The following is a 17,078-nucleotide window of genomic DNA, read 5'->3' on the forward strand; positions in this document are numbered from 1 at the left end:
GATGAACCTGTCAACCACGGAAACCGCGGCCGGGCCCAGTGCGTCCGCCGCGACCGGCAACCCGGTCCTGCGCGTCGAAGACCTCGTCGTCACCTACTACACCGATCTCGGTCGCGCCCGCGCCCTCGACAATGTCGGCTTTACGCTCGAAGCGGGCAAGAAGATGGGCATGGTCGGCGAGTCCGGTTCGGGCAAGTCCACCCTCGCCCTTGCCATGATGCGCATGATCAAGCCGCCGGGGCGGATCGAAGGCGGCCGGGTGATCGTCGGCGGCACCGACCTGCAGTCCCTCAACGAAGAGGGTATCCGCAAGGCCCGGCTGTCCAAGATCGCCTATATCCCGCAGGGCGCGATGAACTCGCTCAACCCGGTGATGAAGATCGGCGCGCAGATGGTCGACGCCATCAAGTCGCACCTGCCGGGCGAAAGCCGCAAGGCCATCAACGACCGCTGCGTCTGGGCCCTGCAGTCGGTGGACCTCGATCCGGGCGTGTTCCACATGTTCCCGCACGAGCTGTCGGGCGGCATGAAGCAGCGCGTCTGTATTGCCATCGGCATCCTACTGCGCCCCGAGGTGATCATCGCCGACGAGCCGACCAGCGCGCTCGACGTGGTCACCCAGCGCCAGGTGATGGAGACCATCGACAAGGTGCAGGACGATATCGGCGCCGCCGTCATCCTCATCGGCCATGACATGGGCCTGATGGCCCAGACCATGGATCATGTCGCAGTGATGTATGCCGGCCGGCTGGTTGAGCTCGCCACCGTGCGCGAGATGTTTACCAGCCCCAAGCACCCCTACTCGCAGGCGCTGATCTCGAGCCTTCCTACGCTCGACAACAAGGGCCAGTTCAAGGGCATCCCGGGCCTTGCGCCCTCGCTGCTCCGCCTGCCCAGCGGCTGCGCCTTCCATCCGCGCTGCCCGCTCGCCTCGGATCGCTCCCGCAAGGAAAAGCCCAAGGTGAACGTGCTCCCCGGCGGCCAGCTCGTCGCCTGCCATCTCTACGACCAGGAGGGCAGCACCGATGGCCGCTAACCTGCTTGAAATCAAGAATGTCACCAAGGTCTACCAGCGGGGCCTCTTATCCTCGAAGGCCAAGATCGCGCTCAACAACTTCTCGCTGACGCTGAAGGAAGACGAGCCCACCATCCTGACCGTCGCCGGCGAGTCCGGTTCGGGCAAAACCACGCTCGCCATGCTGGTGCTGGGCTTCATCCCCCCCACTACCGGCGAGATCCTCTACAAGGGTCAGAACATCACCACCCTGCGCGGTCCCGACCGCCTCGCCTACCGGCGCGAGGTGCAGGCGGTGTTCCAGGACCCGTTCGCGGTGTTCAACCCATTCTACACCGTCGACCACCTGCTGACCGTACCGATCAAGCAGTTCAAGCTCGCCAAGTCCGGCCGCGACGCGCGCAACAAGATGGATGAAGCACTCACCGCCGTCGGCCTCCGCCCCGAGGACGTGCTCGGCCGCTTCCCGCATCAGTTGTCGGGCGGCCAGCGCCAGCGCATCAACGTGGCGCGCGCCCTGCTGCTCAAGCCCAAGCTGCTGATCGCCGACGAGCCGGTGTCAATGGTGGACGCTTCGCTCCGCGCCAACATCCTTGAATCGCTGAAGAACCTGCACAAGGATCACGGCGTGACCATCATCTACATCACGCATGATCTGACGACGGCCTACCACGTCGCCGACTCGATCACCGTGCTCTACCGCGGCGACGTGGTGGAAAAGGGCGACGTCGAGACCGTGATCCGCAACCCGCAGCACGCCTATACGCGTCTGCTGGTCGACTCGATCCCGTGGCCCAACCTCGACCAGAAATGGGGCCAGCACTCGATCCGGTCCCAGGCATCGCAGGACGAGTTCCACACTCAGGACAAGATGCCCACCCCCTAGGCGCGCGAGGCTCCCCGCCCATCGCGCTCCTCACCTTTGGCGCGGCCTCCGGGGTCGCGCCTTCACCATCCCGAGCCGCATGCGGCGGGCTCGTATTTCTCGTTAGGATCCAAACATGCTGGAAATCGCCGAGGTCATCCCTCCCAAGTACACGCCGGTCTGGAAGCTCGCCAAGCAGTGCGGCGTCGATCTCGCCGTGGCCGGCCTGCCCTTCGAGCAGTTGCAGGCGGGCGAGCGCGTGTCTTCGCTCTCGGCGCTGCAGCGCATGAAGGACAGCTACAACGAGGGTGGCTTCGATATCCGCGTCATCGAGGCCCGTCCGCCGCTCAACAAGGCCAAGCGCGGCCTCGAGGGGCGTGACGACGAAATCGACGTCGTCTGCGAACTCATCACCAACATGGGCAAGCTCGGCATCCCGGTATGGTGCTACGAGTGGATGACCGACTTCAACTGGGTCCGCACCAACATGGCCACGCCCTCGCGCGGCGGCTCGGTGGTCACCAGCTTCAACGTCAACGACGTGCCGGATTCGATCACCTCGAACCCGCCCATCAGCGAAGAGAAGCTCTGGGAGACGCTGGAATATTTCCTGCGCCGCGTGCTCCCCGTCGCCGAAAAGGCCGGCGTGAAGCTTTCCATGCACCCCGATGATCCGCCGATCACCCCGATCAAGGGCGTTTCCCGCATCATGCGCACGGTGCCGAACTTCCAGCGCCTCGTCGACATGCTGCCGTCCGACTACAACACCATCACGCTCTGCCAGGGGAACTTCACCCTGATGACCGACGACCTGCCGTCCGTCATCCGCGGTTTCGGCAAGAAGAAGATCAGCTTCGTCCACTTCCGCGACGTCGAGGGTGTGCCGACCAACTTCCGCGAAACCTGGCACGATGCCGGCAAGACCGACATGCTCGCCACCATGCGCGCCTACAAGGACATCGATTTCGACGGCGTGCTGCGTCCCGATCACGTGCCGACCGTCGAAGGCGACAGTAACGAGCATGCCGGCTACTCCTCCTTCGGCCGGCTCTACGCCATCGGCTACATCCGCGGCCTGCACCAGGCCGTCTACAAGGGCTAAGACCTACTCAAATGAAGATCGCACTCACCGGCTCGTCGGGCGGCATCGGCCGCGCCATCATCACCGAAGCCAAAAAGCAGGGCCACGAACTCGTCTGCATCGACCGCGTCGCTGCCCCCGAGACCGAAGAGACCAAGGACCTGCATTTCATCCAGGCCGACATGGATGAGTTCGAAAAGCTCGTCGACGCCTTCAAGGGCTGCGACGCGCTGATTCACATGGCTGCCATCCCCTCCCCGGGCCGGCATCCGGACCACGTGGTCCACAACAACAACGTCGTGGGCAGCTACAACGCGCTGCAGGCCGCCGTGGACAACGGCATCATGCGCATCTGCCAGGCCTCGAGCGTCAACGCCATCGGCCACTCCTACAGCCGCGATCCGCACTACGACTACCTGCCGATCGACGAGGAGCACGCCAACTACTCCGAGGAGCCCTACAGCCTCTCGAAGTGGATCTGCGAAGCCCAGGCCGATGCCTTCGCCCGGCGCTGGGATGACATCTCCATTGCCTCGATGCGCTTCCACTGGGTCGTGCCCGAACGCGCCCTGCCCGCGACGCGCTTCACCCTCGATTCCGAGAGCCCCAAGAAGCACCTGTTCGCCTATACCCGCTTCGACGCGGCGGCGCGCGCATGCCTGCTGAGCGTCGAAGGCAAGTTCAAGGGTCACGAAGCCTTCTACATCGTGGCGCCCGACACCACGGTCGATATCCCCAGCCTGGAAGTCGCGGCCAAGTATTTCCCGGGCATCCCGATCAAGGGTGATCTGAGCGGTCGCAAGGCCTTCTTCAATTCGTCCAAAGCCGAGCGTATCCTCGGTTGGAAGCACGACCTCTGACCATATCGGGCGCCGGCTCCGACCGGCGCCCCACGGCACCAGGCTCCGCAGCCTTTTGGCGGAACCTGCACCTACCCCGGACCTCGCGGTTCGGGGCACGCTTGCGGCAGATCAAAAGGAACATTCCCATGCGCTCACTTCCCAGCCTGGCTGGCGCATTGCTGACGCTTCTCGTCGGCAGTTCGCTTGCATATGCCCAGAACCCGCCCGACTCGGCGGTGACCGGCACCAAGCAGTTCGAAATGACGGTGCTGACCGATGGCCTCGAAGGTCCGTGGGAAATCACCTGGGGCCCCGACAACTGGCTCTGGGTCACCGAGCGCACCGGCGGCAAGATCATCCGCATCAACCCGGCAGACGGCACCAGGCAGGTCGCCATCGACATCGAGGAAGTCTCGGCCCCCGGCGGCCAGGATGGCCTGCTCGGCCTCGCCCTCGATCCGGGCCTGCTGCAGGGCACCGGCAACGACTATGTCTACGCTGCCTACACCTATGTCGACAAAGAGCGGCCCAAGCATGAATGGGTCGCCGACCCGTTCAGCCCCTACGCCAACCTCTTCGCCAAGATCGTCCGCCTCACCTACAACGAGGCCGACGGCACGCTAAGCGATCCGGTCGAGCTCATCGCCGGCATGCCGGGCCAGAACGACCACAATTCGGGCCGCCTCAAGTTCGGCCCCGACGCCAAGCTCTACTATACCATCGGCGATGGCGGTAAGGGGCAGCTCGGCAACTGGTGTATTCCCATCGAAGCCCAGCGCCTTCCGACCGGCGACGAAATCGGCGCCAGCGACTGGATCGCCTACCAGGGCAAGTCGCTCCGTCTGAATCTCGATGGCTCGATCCCCGACGACAACCCGGAGATCGACGGCGTGCAGAGCCACGTCTTCACCTACGGCCACCGCAATATGCAGGGTATCGATTTCGGCCCGGACGGCACGCTCTACGCGTCCGAACAGGGCCCCAAGACCGACGACGAAGTGAACATCCTCGTTGGCGGTGACAATTATGGCTGGCCGCACGTCGTGGGGTTCAAGGACGACATGGCCTACCAGGCCGCCCGCTGGGACCTTGCCACCACACCCTGCGCCCAGCTGACCTTCTCCGACATCACCATCGATCCTTCGGTGCCCGTCACCGACGAGACCGATTGGCCGGGCGAGCAGCATGACCCGCTCGCGACGCTGTTCACCGTTCCCAACGACTGGGACTTCACCGACGAAGCCTGTGGCGGCATCGACTTCATCTGCTGGCCTACAGTCGCCACCTCGTCGATGCAGGCCTATTTCCCCAAGGCCGGCGAAGGCATCCCCGGCTGGGAGCACTCGCTGCTCGTCACCACGCTCAAGCGCGGCTCCATCTACCGCGTGCCGCTCAGCGCGGATGGCCGGACCGTTGCCGGCCCGATCGAGCGCTACTTCCAGTCCGAGAACCGCCTGCGCGACATGGCGCTCAGCCCCGACATGAAGACCATGTATGTAGCGACCGACGTCTCCGGCCTCGTCGGCACCATGGACGGTGGCGCCGGCACGACGCTCGAGAACCCCGGCGCCATCCTCGTCTACACCTATGCCGGTGAAGGCGACGGCTCCGCCGCGGCAACGACCACGACCGAGACCGCTCCCACAGCGACGGCCGAACAGGCGGCGCCCGCCGGCGATCCGCCCATGTTCACGGCCGAGCAGGCCGCCCGCGGCAAGACCGCCTACGACGCCAACTGCGTCTCCTGCCACGGCCCCGACCTGATCAGCGCCAACTATGGCCCGCCTCTCGCCGGCCCGTATTTCGAAAACAACTGGACCGGCCGCACCGTTGGCGAGCTCTACACCCACGCCCACGACCGCATGCCCCCCAGCCAGCCGGGCAGCCTGCCCGACCAGACCTATGCCGACCTCACCGCCTACATCCTCCAGGTCAACGGCTTCGCCCCCGGCGATACCGAACTGCCCCCGGATGCGGACGTGCTCGCCGGCATGACCATCGCGAAATAACGAAAAAGGCCGCCACGTCGAAGCGCGGCGGCCAAAGTGAAATGACTCCCGGCGGGCGGGAGCGAGGCAACCGCACCCTCGCACCCCCGCTTTCACGAAGCCTCAGCGACAGCAGTCGCATTCGATATGATTTGTGGCGACACGCACCGGCCCACCTCCCCCTTGATGGGGGAGGCAACCGAAGCTTGTGAGCGTAGCGAACTAGCGCAGGTCGGAGGGGGTGGAGCCCACGCTCCGACCTCCACGTCACCACCTCAGTCCAAAAACACCTTCACGCTGTCCGAGCGTCCCTCGGCATCCACCACCGACAGCGTCACGAACCCCGGCCCATCCGGCACCAGCGTCTCCTGCCGGGCGAACGCCGTGCGCCCGAATGGCGCCCCGTTGGCAAAGAAGGTGAAGGGCGGCACGCCGTTGCGCACCTTGACGATCAGCGGCGATGCATCGCCCGCCTTGATCCCCAGATCCACATCGACGCCATCGCCGGGATAGGCGATCTCGGGCGCCGCATCGCGAACCACCTTCTGCTCGTCCGGGTGCCGGAACCGCTTCAGCGGCGCCGGCAGGTCGGCATTGGCGGCAAAGATCGTCCCCGGCGGCGCCTTCTTCAGCGGCACCGTGGTCGACTCCAGCCGGTCAAAGCTCTCGAACAGGATCGGCGCCGCCGCAGAAATGCCGGTAATCCCCGGCACCGGCGCATTGTCCGGACGCCCGACCCACACGCCGACCACCGTCTCGCCATCGAAGCCGATGGCCCAGGCATCGCGATAGCCGTACGAGGTGCCGGTCTTGTAGGCGATGCGCCCCGGCGAGCCGTTGCGCGGCGGCGGTACGTCGGCCAGCACATTGCCGACATACCAGGCCGCCACCGGATCGAGCACCGGCGCCGGCGTCGCCATCTCCTCGGCCACCTGCCGCGCCCCGTCGCGCAGCGTCACCGGCGTGCCGCCCCGCGCGATCGCAGCATAGATCGAAACGAGGTCACGCAGCGTGATGCCGACACCGCCTAGCCCCACGGCAAGGCTCGGCGCCGTGTCCACCGGCAGCAGCGGGTGTGCATGCGCCCGCCGCATCCGCGCCACCAGCCGCGCCGGACCCACGGCATCCAGCACCACGATGGCGGGGATGTTGAGCGATTCGGTCAGCGCCTGCCGCACCGTCACGGTGCCGCGCGTGAACCCGTCGAAGTTGACCGGCACATAGCCGCCGAACGCCGTCGGCCGATCCTCGATCAGGCTTTCCGGATGCGCCAGCCCGAGCTCGAACGCCAGCCCATAGATCAGCGGCTTCAGCGTCGAGCCCGGCGAGCGCACCGCCGTCGTCATGTCGAGATAACCGTCGCTCTCGGCGTTGAACAAGCCGGCCGAACCCACCGAAGCGAGGATGTCGCCGGTCTGCTGGTCAGCCACCACGATCGCCACCGATAGCTTCTCGCCCAGCTGCCCGGCCCGGTCGCCGGCGAGCTTCTCCAGCGCCGCCTGCAGCTTGCGGTCGACCGTCAGCTGGATCTCGCGCGCGTTCGGCCGCGCCGTCACCGCCGCTTCCGAGAGGTGCGCCGCGAGCTTGGGGAACTCGCGCCGCAGCGACGAAATCTTCTCCATCTTGGCGCCGGCGGCTTCCTCGGCGCTGATCACGCCCTGCGTCACCATCCGGTCAAGCACCCGGTTGCGCGCCTCGAGCGCCACCACCGGATCGCGGTCCGGCCGCCGCGCCTCGGGCGATTGCGGCAGCGCCACCAGCAGCGCCGCCTCGGCCGTGGTCAGTCGCCCCGGCTCCTTGCCGAAATAGGCAAGGCTCGCCGCCCGCACGCCCTCGATATTGCCGCCATAGGGCGCCAGCGTCAGGTAGAGCGTCAGGATCTCGTCCTTGCTCAGCCGCTGCTCCAGCAGGTCGGCATGCACCATTTGCCTGATCTTGCCCGCAAGGTTGCGGGTCGGCTCCTTCTCCAGCAGCCGCGCCACCTGCATGGTCAGCGTCGAGCCACCGGAGACGATACGCCCGCCTGCCCCGACATACTGCCCGGCCGCCCGCAGCATCGACACCCAGTCGATGCCATGGTGCGTCGGAAAATCCGCGTCCTCGTAGGCCAGCAGCATGTCGATGAATTGCTTGTCGACCTCGCCGATCTCGACCGGCAACCGCCAGCGCCCGCCGTCGGCGGTGAACGGCCGGAGCAGCAGCCCGGCCCGATCCACCACCACCGGCGACACCGGCAGGGTCGCCACCGCCGGCACGACCGGCAGCCCGGCCCGGATGTCGCGCAGCACGGCGAGGCCATACTGAGCCGCCATTAGCCCGACGAACGTCACCAGCACCGCCGCCGCGGTGAACAGCCCCGGCGCAGGTCCCCGGCTCTTCCCCTCACCCTGGCCCTCTCCCCGACGGGGAGAGGGGACGCGAGACCACCATCCGTGCCACATCGCCCCCTCTCCCCGTCGGGGAGAGGGTTGGGGTGAGGGGTTGGCGGCCACTTCCGTCACGTCATTTCACTCCGCGCGCTCATGGCCCGGACGGCGTGACCTCGATCTGCCCGGCGTCGGTATTGCCGCGCAGCTCGGGCCGATACATGTCCTCCACCGTCGCGCCGGGCATCACGAAGCTGCCCGGCGAGACGGCGCGGACCATGTAGGCGGTCGTCACGCTCGAAGTATCCGAGGTGAAGCGGAACGCCGCGACGAACTGGTCGGTGCGCGCCTCCACATGGCTCGGCGTATCCACCGTCAGCCAGCTGAGATCGGCCACGCCCGAGCCCTGCAGCAGGTCCGGATTCTCGATCTCGAACCCGGCCGGGATCGGATCGGCGATCACATACTGGCCCGAGCCCAGCATCGTCGGCTGTGCCGTCAGCACCACCACGAACCGGTCGTTCTGCGCGATGGTCGACAGGTCGGCCGGCTCACCATTCGGCAGGTACACGTCGCGGCTGATGGTGAAGCCGTTCGAGCTGGCCGCCGGCGGGATGGCCGGGATGGCGGTGGTCGTCACCTTCATCTCGGTCGGCTGGTTGCCGTTATTGGTCACCTCGACGGTCAACCCGTCAAAGTGCTCCTGCTCGAACCGGCGATAGACCGAGCCCGTTAGTGGCTCGCCATCGATCGTCACCTCGCCGCCGGTGGCCTCGCGGCCCAGCGCCGCAGCGGCGACCAGCGTCCACGCGTCCTCCTGCGTCGAAGTCCACCTGGCCGCATCGCGCAGCCCGGTGAGCTTGCCCGCCAACTCGCCGATATCGACGCCCGTGGGCGAGAACTCGGCCGCGAGCGCCAGCACTCCGGCCGTATCACGCAGCTGGCTGCCATAGTCGTAGCGATAGACGCTCCGGTCCTCACGCCGCGCCAGGTCGGCAACCGCCGCCTGGAAGGCGGTGGCAGCACGGGTCCGGTCGCCATAGAGGGCAAGTGCGGCGCCGAGCTGGGCCTTGGCGAGCGGCGAACCGAACGCGTCGAGGCGAGCCTCGAGATAGTAGCGCAGGTCGCCGATGGCGGCCCGGCCGGCGCGGGCCAGATCGTAGAGTGCGAACGCCACGTCCTCGCCGCCATTGCTGAAGTCCGACGCATAGGCCACCTGGGCGCTCAGGCTGTCGAGCGCGCGGGTCAGTGCCAGCTCCGGCACCTCGAACCCTTCCGCCTTGGCGCGGAGCAGGAACTCGGTGACATAGCTGTCGAGCCACAGGTCGGTGGTCGAATACGGACCCCAGAGCCCGAAGCCGCCACCCGAAGTCTGCTTGGTCAAGAGGTTCTGGATCGCGTCCTTGATGCGCTGGTCGATCGCGTCGTCATTGCCCATGCCGATCATCTGCGCCACCTCGTTGAGGTAGAGCAGCGGCAGCGCCCGGCTGGTGATCTGCTCGGCGCACCCATACGGGTAGCGGTCGAGAGACAGCAGGATCCCCGGCACATCGAGCCGCGCGATCGGACCGATCGCCAGCGTCGTCGAGCCGGTGTGCGGCACCATGTCGGTGAAGAGGTTGTTGTCCAGCGTCACCGTCTCGCCCGGGGCAAGCGGGATCAGCTGGCTCGTCGTCACCGGAGCCGAAGCCGCACGCACGCCCAGCGTCAGCTTCTTGATCTGCGCATTGCCGTTCGGATCGGTCACCGTCACCGTCAGCTCATGGTCGCCGATCGTCTCGCCGGTGAGGCTGAGGTTGAGCGATGTGCGCCCACCCGCCTCGAGCTCGACGGTCGTCTCCGTCGCATCAGTCGAAAGCCCGGTGCCAGTGTCGAGCGCCACCGTGTAGCTGCCCGGCACGCCATCGAGATTGTTCACCTCGACCAGCAGGCGCGACGTATCGTCGAGCCGCAGGAACCGCGGCGGGCTCAGGTTCACCACCACCGGATCGCGGACGATCACGTCGGCCGAGGCATGCCCGACCGCGCCGAGCGACCAGGCCATGGCCATCAGCCGCACCGTGCCGTTGAAGTCCGGCACGTCGAAGCTCACCGTGGCGGTGCCATCGGCACCGACCTCGACGATGCCCGAATGCAGCGCCACGAGTTCGGTGATCGCCGGCGGCGTGCCGAACCGGCCGCCCCCCTCGTCACCGCCGACACGCAGTGCACCGGCCGTCCCCTGGGTCGGGTCGATCAGCTGGCCGTAAAGGTCGCGGAACTCCACCCCGAGCTGGCGCTGGCCGAAGAAATAGCCGTCCGGATCGGGGACCTGGAAGTTGGTCAGGTTGAGAATACCGAGATCGACCGCCGCGACGACGACATAGGCCTTGTCGCCCGGCTGCACGTTGTCGAGCTTCACCGTGGCGCTGAAGGCCTGCCGCGGCAGCGTCTGCGCCGGCGCGTCGATGGCAACGTTCAGCTTCAGGTCGCCCGGCTCCACGTCGGCATAGGCAAGTCCCAGCGCCCGCGCCGGCATCCGCTTTTCGGCGGCATCGGCCGGCCGGTAGAGGATCGCCGTCACATAGGCGCCCGGCCCCCAGTCGTCGGTCACCGTCAGCGGCACGGTCGTGCCGCCTTCCGGCACATCGACGGCTTGCATCGAGATGATGCGGTCATCGACCACCATCACCAGCGCCGTGCCGGCAAACTGCGGATCGAGTTTCAGCTGCGCCGTTTCGCCGGTGCGATAGGCCGCCTTGTCGAGGGCCACCGACAGCGTGTCCGGCGTGTCCGAACCCGCTTCCGGATAGTAGTAGCCGGCATAGAACTCGTAGCTCGTCGAACTCGCGCCCTCGCCCGTGCTGGACACTTCCAGCCGGTAAAGACCCCAGTCGACGTTGGCGCCGATAGCGGCCGGCCCCGATGCAGTTGCATCCACCGTGCCGTTCGCCACTTCGCGGGTGGTCGTCACGGCTTCCCACTTCCATGTGCCGTTATCGCGATACCACTGGTAGTTCGTCTCGATGCGCGACAGCATCCACGCGAGCCCGGCCTTGTCGATCGTCTCGCCTTCCGGCGAAACCGCGATCACATCGAACGCCGCCTCGCTGCCCTCGCCCAGCCCCTCGGCCGACTCGAAGCGCGGACGAACGCCGATCCGATCGCTGGTCGCCAGCACCGGCCGCGTCAGGCTGCGCTCCACGGCACGGCCGTTGGAATCCACCAGCCGCAGGATCAGCTGGGCCTCGAGCGGCTTGGTGGTCGCCTGCTGCTCTTCGAGCGTGATCTCGGCCACGGCATTGCCGTCGGCATCGGTCGTCCCGACGCTACCGAGCGATTCCCGATAGGTCTGGAACGCATCGTCCAGCCGCCCGAACGTGTAGCCCGGGAAATCCGGCAGCGCGTTCACGGGCTTGATCACTGCATCGGCCTCGACCACGAGATCCGGCGCCGTCGCGCCATAGAGGTACTTGGCCGCCACATCGACATTGGTCGCGGTGCCGAAGGCGATCGGCTCATCCGCCGCGTTGATCTCGAAGGCCAGCCGCTCGGGCTCGAAATCCTCGACGAGGAAGTTGACTGAAGTCAGCGCCGCCCCTTCCGGATCGGCATAGAACCGCGCCTGCCACGAGCCGCGCATTGCTTCGGGCGCCAGCTCGTAGGCATCGAAATAGCCGCCGGCGCCGCCATCGTTGATGACCGCCGTCTCATCGATCACGCCATCCGGCCGCTGCACTTCCACGGTCAGCGGCAGGTCGGTGACGGCCTTGGCCTTCACGTCGCGCAGGATGGCGCTGAGGAACACCGTCTCCCCCGGACGATAGACGCCGCGCTCGGTCGTCGCAAACAGGTCGAGCGGCCCCGGCGACTGCCGGCCCGTCACCCCGCGATCGGTCAGGTCGAACGCCGACTTCGAGACATCGAGGAAGGCATAGTCGCCACCATCGGTCTCGGCCGTCACCACCTGCGGCGCGCGGCCACCTTCGCCACGCGCAAGGCCCGGCGCGAACACCGCGCGGCCATCCGCATCGGTCGTCGCTTCGCCGAGGATTTCGTTGTTCACCGCAACGAGCCGCACATTGGCGCCCGCCACCGGCTGCGCCGTGGTCAGCGAGCGCACGAACGCATGCACACCGTCATTGCCGTCCACGGTAGTGAGGCCGAGGTCGGTGACGATGAACCACTGCGTCGCCATCTCCTGCCAGTACTCGGCCTTGGAGTCGGTCACCTTGGCGGTGATCACATAGGCGCCCGGCTGCAGCTCCCCGATCGCCTGGGTCACCGGAATGGCGGTGACGCTCATCGCGTTCGGCGCGCCCTGCGCCAGGTCGACATGACCCTCCCAGGTCTTCTCGCCATAGGTGTTGGCCACGTCCTCGGCCGAATAGCCGTCGAGCGTGCGCTGGAACACCCCGTTCCGCACCGCCTGCGCGATCCCGCGATCGCCGATCCGGTAGATCACGATGTCGGCGCTCTCGACATTGATCGAGGTGATCGGCAGCCCGCCGCCGAGGCCAGCCGGCATCACATAGGCATTGTTGGCAAAGCCCACGAAGGGCGCGCGATCCGGCACGAACAGGTCGAGGTCGACGTCCTGCCGCAGCTCCTCGCCGGCCGCCGAAGGCAGCCCCGAACGGAAGGTGATGGCATAGCGCCGGCCATGCTCGACGCCGGTCACACAGATCTGGCTCTGCTCGGCTTCCACCGCGACGGTCGGCGCATCGCGCACCACGACATAGGCGCTGAGGTCGGTCTCGCCCGACGGCAACGGCTCCGAGAACACCGCACAGATGCGCGGCTCAGCCGCCTCAGCGTCGACCTGGTGCGAGGTGATGCGGAAGCCATGCTCGGCCACCACCTGGTCGAGCCGCGCCTGCAGCGTCGTGTCATCGACCAGCTTCACGCTCTCGCGGTAGCTCGCAATCGACTCCCGCCACATCTCGCGCCGTTCCAGCGACTTGCCGAGCGCCGCCAGCGCCGCTGCCTTCTCCTGCCGGGTTTCCGACAGCATCCAGGCATTCATCGCCGCATATGAGCCATTGACCGCGAGGTCGTAGGTGCCGTTGCCGGCCTGCGCCTCGATATCGGCGCGTGCCTCGGTCTCGGCCGCAAGCTTCAGCCACACCGCCGGATCGTTCTTGTTGATCCCCAGCGCCTGCCGGTACGACACCATGGCCGCAGCCGGATTGGACTGGCCCGAAGCCTCGTCGCCGGCGGCGACCAGGTCCGGATAGGTCACGTCCGGCGGCGCCGGATCGGTCTGCGGCAGGCTGATGGCGAAGTAGCGCGCCGAATCCAAGAGGTCCTGCGCCGGGAAGGGCAGCTCGCCCAGCCGCTGCGCGTTGATCTCGTCGATCGAGGGAGTGAAATCCACCCGGCCCGAAGTGGCGCCGTCGAACGGCGCCGCGGTGCCGACATCGGACTTGAGGAAGCACCAGTTGGCCTTCTCGTTATAGGTGAAGGCCCGGCAAATACGATCGTCCGAACAGGCCGCCTCGCAGACTTCCGGCTCCACGTCCTTGAGCACCGAATAGTCGAAACCCGGCAGGTCCGTGCCCGGCAGCAGCGTGATGCTGCGCTCCTGGGCGAGGACGGGTCCGAGGGAGAGGAAGGCGCCCATAACCAGACCGACGGCAGACGCAATAAGCCGCTTCATGACCCTGTCCCTCAACAGATTTTCTAGTGCTGCACCCTAAAGTACAACCGGGCTGAACGACAAATGAATGAAGCCCGCGCCTCTGTTCCGAGACGCGGGCCGAAGCTCGTTCCTTGGGTCTGCCGTACACCGACATCGCCCCAGCCACCGGCTGTCATCCCAGCGAAAGCTGGGATCCATCTCTCCACCAGCGCGGGCTGTGAGTTGGACCCCAGCTTTCGCTGGGGTGACACTCAGTGGTGGTGCGGAGTTCGAAGAACTCAGTCGCGCTGCAACCGCGCCATCAGGCTCGACGTATCCCAGCGCTTGCCGCCCATGGCCGACACTTCGGCATAGAATTGATCGACCAGCGCCGTCACCGGGAGCTTGGCGCCATTGGCACGCGCCTCCTCGAGTGCGATGCCGAGATCCTTGCGCATCCACTCGACCGCGAAGCCGAACTCGAACTTGCCGGCATCCATCGCCTTGTAGCGGTTCTCCATCTGCCAGCTCTGCGCCGCACCCTTGGAGATCACGTCGACCACCGCCTCGATATCCATGCCGGCCTTCTTGCCAAAATGGATCGCCTCGGCGAGGCCCTGCACCAGCCCGGCAATGGCGATCTGGTTCATCATCTTGGCGAGCTGGCCGGCACCGGCCGGCCCAAGTAGCCGCGCCGCCTTGGCAAAGCTCATGATCGTCGGCTGCGCCCGCTCGAACGCCGCCTGGTCGCCGCCGATCATCACCGTCAACTGGCCGTTCTCGGCGCCCGCCTGCCCGCCCGACACCGGCGCATCGAGGAACTCGAACCCGCCGGCTTGTGCCGCCGCATAGAGCTCGCGCGCCACATTGGCCGACGCCGTCGTGTGGTCGACGAACAGCCCGCCTTTGCCGATCGCTGAGAAGGCGCCATCCGGCCCCAGCGTCACCGAACGCAAATCGTTGTCGTTGCCGACGCAGGCGAACACGACGTCCTGGTTCGCGGCGGCTTCCGCCGGGGTCTTGCCCAGCTTGCCGCCGAACTCGGACACCCATTTCTCGGCCTTGGCGGTGGTGCGGTTATAGACCGTGACCTCGTGCCCCTTCTGCGCGAGATGCCGCGCCATCGGATACCCCATGACGCCCAGACCCAGAAACGCCGCCTTCACCATCCTGCTACCCTCGAAGCTGAAATTTTCCGTCGCAGCGTTAGCTGCGCGCCCCTTCTAGGGCGAGCCCTACGTTAGGTCACGTGTTAGGATTGGCCGCTTTGCACTGCAGCTACTGCAGCTCTTGCAGTCCCCCCTTGTGCTGCCGCCCCGCTTCGGACAACTCTGCTGCTATCCCGTTCGCGGGCCTGAGGGACTAGCCGCATGACCGCCTTCGCCCCGCTGCTCGAGCTGCGCGACATCCGCAAGAATTACGGCGCCATCGAAGCGCTCAAGGGCATCACCTTCACCATCGGCAAGGGCGAGGTCGTGGCGCTGCTCGGCGACAATGGCGCCGGCAAGTCGACGCTGGTCAAGATCATCTCCGGCGGGCTCGAGGCCACCTCCGGCAAGATGGTCTTCGATGGCCGCGAGTGGCAGGCGAAATCCCCCGCCGAAGCCAAGGCTGCGGGCATCGAGACCGTCTACCAGGACCTCTCGCTCGCCACCAACGTCGATGTCGTCGCCAATTTCTTCATGGGCCGCGAGCTGACCCGCCGTGTCATGGGCGTCCCCGTGCTCGACGAGAAGGCCATGGAGCAGGTCGTCGCCAAGGCGCTCGCCAGCGCCGGCACCAAGATCCCGTCGCTCCGCACCAAGGTCGAGCACCTGTCGGGCGGCCAGCGCCAGGCCATCGAGCTCAACCGGTTCGTGCACTGGGGCGGCAAGCTCGTGCTGCTCGACGAACCCTTCGCCGCCCTCGGCGTCGAACAGACCCGCCGCGGCCTCGACATGATCCGCGCCGTCGCCGCGCAGGGCATCGGCGTCGTCATCATCACCCACATCATGCAGCAGGCCTTCCAGGTTGCCGACCGGATCGTCGTGATCCGCCAGGGCGTCGTGGCCGGCGATGTGGAGCGACAAAGAACAAGCCCCGACGCGGTGGTCCGCATGATCACCGGGGAAACCCTTGCCGCTGCCGGAGCGGCAGGCTGAGGGGACAAGGGAAATCCGGCACACAGGAGCGAACGAAATGAAGCGAATACTGCTATCCGTCTTCGGCGTCCTGGCACTGGCCTTCGCCATGCTGACACCGGCTATCGCCCAGTCCAAGGGCACGGTTTACTACCTCGTGCCCACCCTGCTCGACGAGTTCCAGACCGGTTCGGTGTCGGCCCTCGAGATGTTCCTCGAGCAGGTCGGCTACGACATGCAGACGCTGAACGCCGACAACAAGACCGACGTGCAGCAGTCGCAGATGAACGACGTCATCGCCCTGAAGCCGGCTGCGATCATCCTTGCCGCCGTCGATTTCAACGCACTGAAGCCTTCGATCGAGGCCGCCATGGCCGCCGGCATCCCGGTGGTCGAGTTCGACCGCCAGATCACCTCGACCCCGTCGGCCTTCACCTCGGTCGCCGGCACCGTCGAGATCGGCTACGTCGCCGCCACCGAAGTGCAGCGCCTGCTGACCGAGAAGAACGGGTCGGTAAAGGGCAAGGTTCTGCAGGTCCTCGGCGACCCCGGCGACCCCTACACCCTCGACATCCAGAAGGGCTTCGAAGAAAAGATGGCCGCCTTCCCCGAGGTCACCATCATCTCCCAGCCCGCCATGCAGTGGGAAGCCAGCAATGCCGGCACCATCGTCGCCGACCAGCTGCTCGCCAACCCTGATATCGACCTGATCTTCAACCACGCCGCACACCTCTCGGTTGCCGCCGTCGCCTCGCTCGAGTCCGCCGGCAAGCAGCCGGGCGACATCTACGTGATGAGCTCGAACGGCGCCCCCGTCGGCCTCGATCTCATCCGCAAGGGCTGGCTGCAGGTCGAAGTCGAGCAGCCGCTCTACGCCCAGGCCGCCGCCGTCGCCATGTTCATGGACAAGATCGTCGCCAAGGCCGAAATCGCACCCGGCGAATACGACGTGATCGGCCTCACGGGCACCGTGACCACCGAAGCCTGGGGTCCCAACATCCGGCTCCCGGGTGCCGCGATCACCAAGGACAATGTCGACGACCCCAAGTTCTGGGGCAACCTCAAGCCCCCGACCGACACCATCAAGTCGGTGGAGTAATGAGGGCGCCGGCCTCTCCGTGATCCTCCCCCGTTCACGGGGGAGGGGGACCGCCGTAGGCGGTGGAGGGGGCGGCGACAAACACCAGAATGCCGGAGGGGGC

At 66.6% G+C, this 17,078-nt stretch carries 10 protein-coding genes; 7 read left to right on the top strand and 3 right to left on the bottom strand.

The genetic code is table 11. From position 1 onward, the window contains the following. Position 1 precedes the first annotated feature (1 nt). The 5 genes from AC3A6I_RS14830 to AC3A6I_RS14850 all read left to right on the top strand — a co-directional run bounded on the left by AC3A6I_RS14830 (position 2) and on the right by AC3A6I_RS14850 (position 5,812). Positions 2-1,036 carry an ABC transporter ATP-binding protein gene (locus tag AC3A6I_RS14830; protein ID WP_487544497.1) on the top strand — a complete coding sequence of 345 codons (1,035 nt, stop codon included), beginning with the start codon at positions 2-4 and terminating at the stop codon, positions 1,034-1,036. Continuing rightward, positions 1,026-1,901: an ABC transporter ATP-binding protein gene (locus tag AC3A6I_RS14835; RefSeq protein ID WP_487544498.1), complete on the top strand. Its 876-nt coding sequence runs from the start codon at positions 1,026-1,028 to the stop codon at positions 1,899-1,901. Before AC3A6I_RS14830 ends, AC3A6I_RS14835 begins: the two co-directional genes overlap by 11 nt. A gap of 115 nt (positions 1,902-2,016) precedes the next feature. Next, the gene (locus AC3A6I_RS14840) at positions 2,017-2,982 is read left to right on the top strand and encodes a mannonate dehydratase (protein WP_487544499.1); all 966 of its coding nucleotides are present in this window, start codon (positions 2,017-2,019) and stop codon (positions 2,980-2,982) included. Positions 2,983-2,993: 11 nt separating this feature from the next. Next, positions 2,994-3,821, top strand: coding sequence for an NAD-dependent epimerase/dehydratase family protein (locus AC3A6I_RS14845; protein ID WP_487544500.1), 828 nt, complete (start codon positions 2,994-2,996; stop codon positions 3,819-3,821). Positions 3,822-3,949: 128 nt separating this feature from the next. Then, positions 3,950-5,812 carry a glucose/sorbosone family PQQ-dependent dehydrogenase gene (locus AC3A6I_RS14850; RefSeq protein ID WP_487544501.1) on the top strand — a complete coding sequence of 621 codons (1,863 nt, stop codon included), beginning with the start codon at positions 3,950-3,952 and terminating at the stop codon, positions 5,810-5,812. 254 nt (positions 5,813-6,066) lie between these two features. On the opposite strand, the gene pbpC is transcribed toward AC3A6I_RS14850, so the two are convergent. The 3 genes from pbpC to AC3A6I_RS14865 form a co-directional block, all read right to left on the bottom strand. Next, positions 6,067-8,121, bottom strand: coding sequence for a penicillin-binding protein 1C (gene pbpC, locus AC3A6I_RS14855; protein ID WP_487544502.1), 2,055 nt, complete (start codon positions 8,119-8,121; stop codon positions 6,067-6,069). Positions 8,122-8,311: 190 nt separating this feature from the next. Continuing rightward, entirely contained in the window at positions 8,312-13,795 is a 5,484-nt protein-coding gene (locus AC3A6I_RS14860; RefSeq protein WP_487544503.1) for an alpha-2-macroglobulin family protein, read from the bottom strand. 260 nt (positions 13,796-14,055) lie between these two features. After that, positions 14,056-14,925, bottom strand: a complete 870-nt coding sequence (locus AC3A6I_RS14865; RefSeq protein WP_487544505.1) for an NAD(P)-dependent oxidoreductase — start codon at positions 14,923-14,925, stop codon at positions 14,056-14,058. Positions 14,926-15,126: 201 nt separating this feature from the next. Here AC3A6I_RS14865 and AC3A6I_RS14870 point away from each other — a divergent pair, with 201 nt between their 5' ends. Then, a complete protein-coding gene (locus tag AC3A6I_RS14870) occupies positions 15,127-15,897 on the top strand; it encodes an ATP-binding cassette domain-containing protein (protein WP_487544506.1) in 771 nt (256 codons plus the stop codon). Between the two features lie 37 nt (positions 15,898-15,934). Beyond that, complete coding sequence (locus AC3A6I_RS14875) at positions 15,935-16,975, top strand: sugar ABC transporter substrate-binding protein (protein WP_487544507.1); 1,041 nt, start codon at positions 15,935-15,937, stop codon at positions 16,973-16,975. Positions 16,976-17,078: the final 103 nt, after the last annotated feature.

Source organism: Devosia sp. Soil_C_22 (genome assembly GCF_057657195.1).

Excerpts from the sequence above, each read along its gene's own strand:
- AC3A6I_RS14835 (WP_487544498.1), top strand. The coding sequence starts at position 1,026 with ATGGCCGCTAACCTGCTTGAAATCAAGAATGTCACCAAGGTCTACCAG.
- AC3A6I_RS14830 (WP_487544497.1), top strand. The coding sequence starts at position 2 with ATGAACCTGTCAACCACGGAAACCGCGGCCGGGCCCAGTGCGTCCGCC.
- AC3A6I_RS14845 (WP_487544500.1), top strand. The coding sequence starts at position 2,994 with ATGAAGATCGCACTCACCGGCTCGTCGGGCGGCATCGGCCGCGCCATC.
- AC3A6I_RS14865 (WP_487544505.1), bottom strand. The coding sequence starts at position 14,925 with ATGGTGAAGGCGGCGTTTCTGGGTCTGGGCGTCATGGGGTATCCGATG.
- AC3A6I_RS14860 (WP_487544503.1), bottom strand. The coding sequence starts at position 13,795 with ATGAAGCGGCTTATTGCGTCTGCCGTCGGTCTGGTTATGGGCGCCTTC.
- AC3A6I_RS14875 (WP_487544507.1), top strand. The coding sequence starts at position 15,935 with ATGAAGCGAATACTGCTATCCGTCTTCGGCGTCCTGGCACTGGCCTTC.
- AC3A6I_RS14840 (WP_487544499.1), top strand. The coding sequence starts at position 2,017 with ATGCTGGAAATCGCCGAGGTCATCCCTCCCAAGTACACGCCGGTCTGG.
- AC3A6I_RS14850 (WP_487544501.1), top strand. The coding sequence starts at position 3,950 with ATGCGCTCACTTCCCAGCCTGGCTGGCGCATTGCTGACGCTTCTCGTC.
- AC3A6I_RS14870 (WP_487544506.1), top strand. The coding sequence starts at position 15,127 with ATGACCGCCTTCGCCCCGCTGCTCGAGCTGCGCGACATCCGCAAGAAT.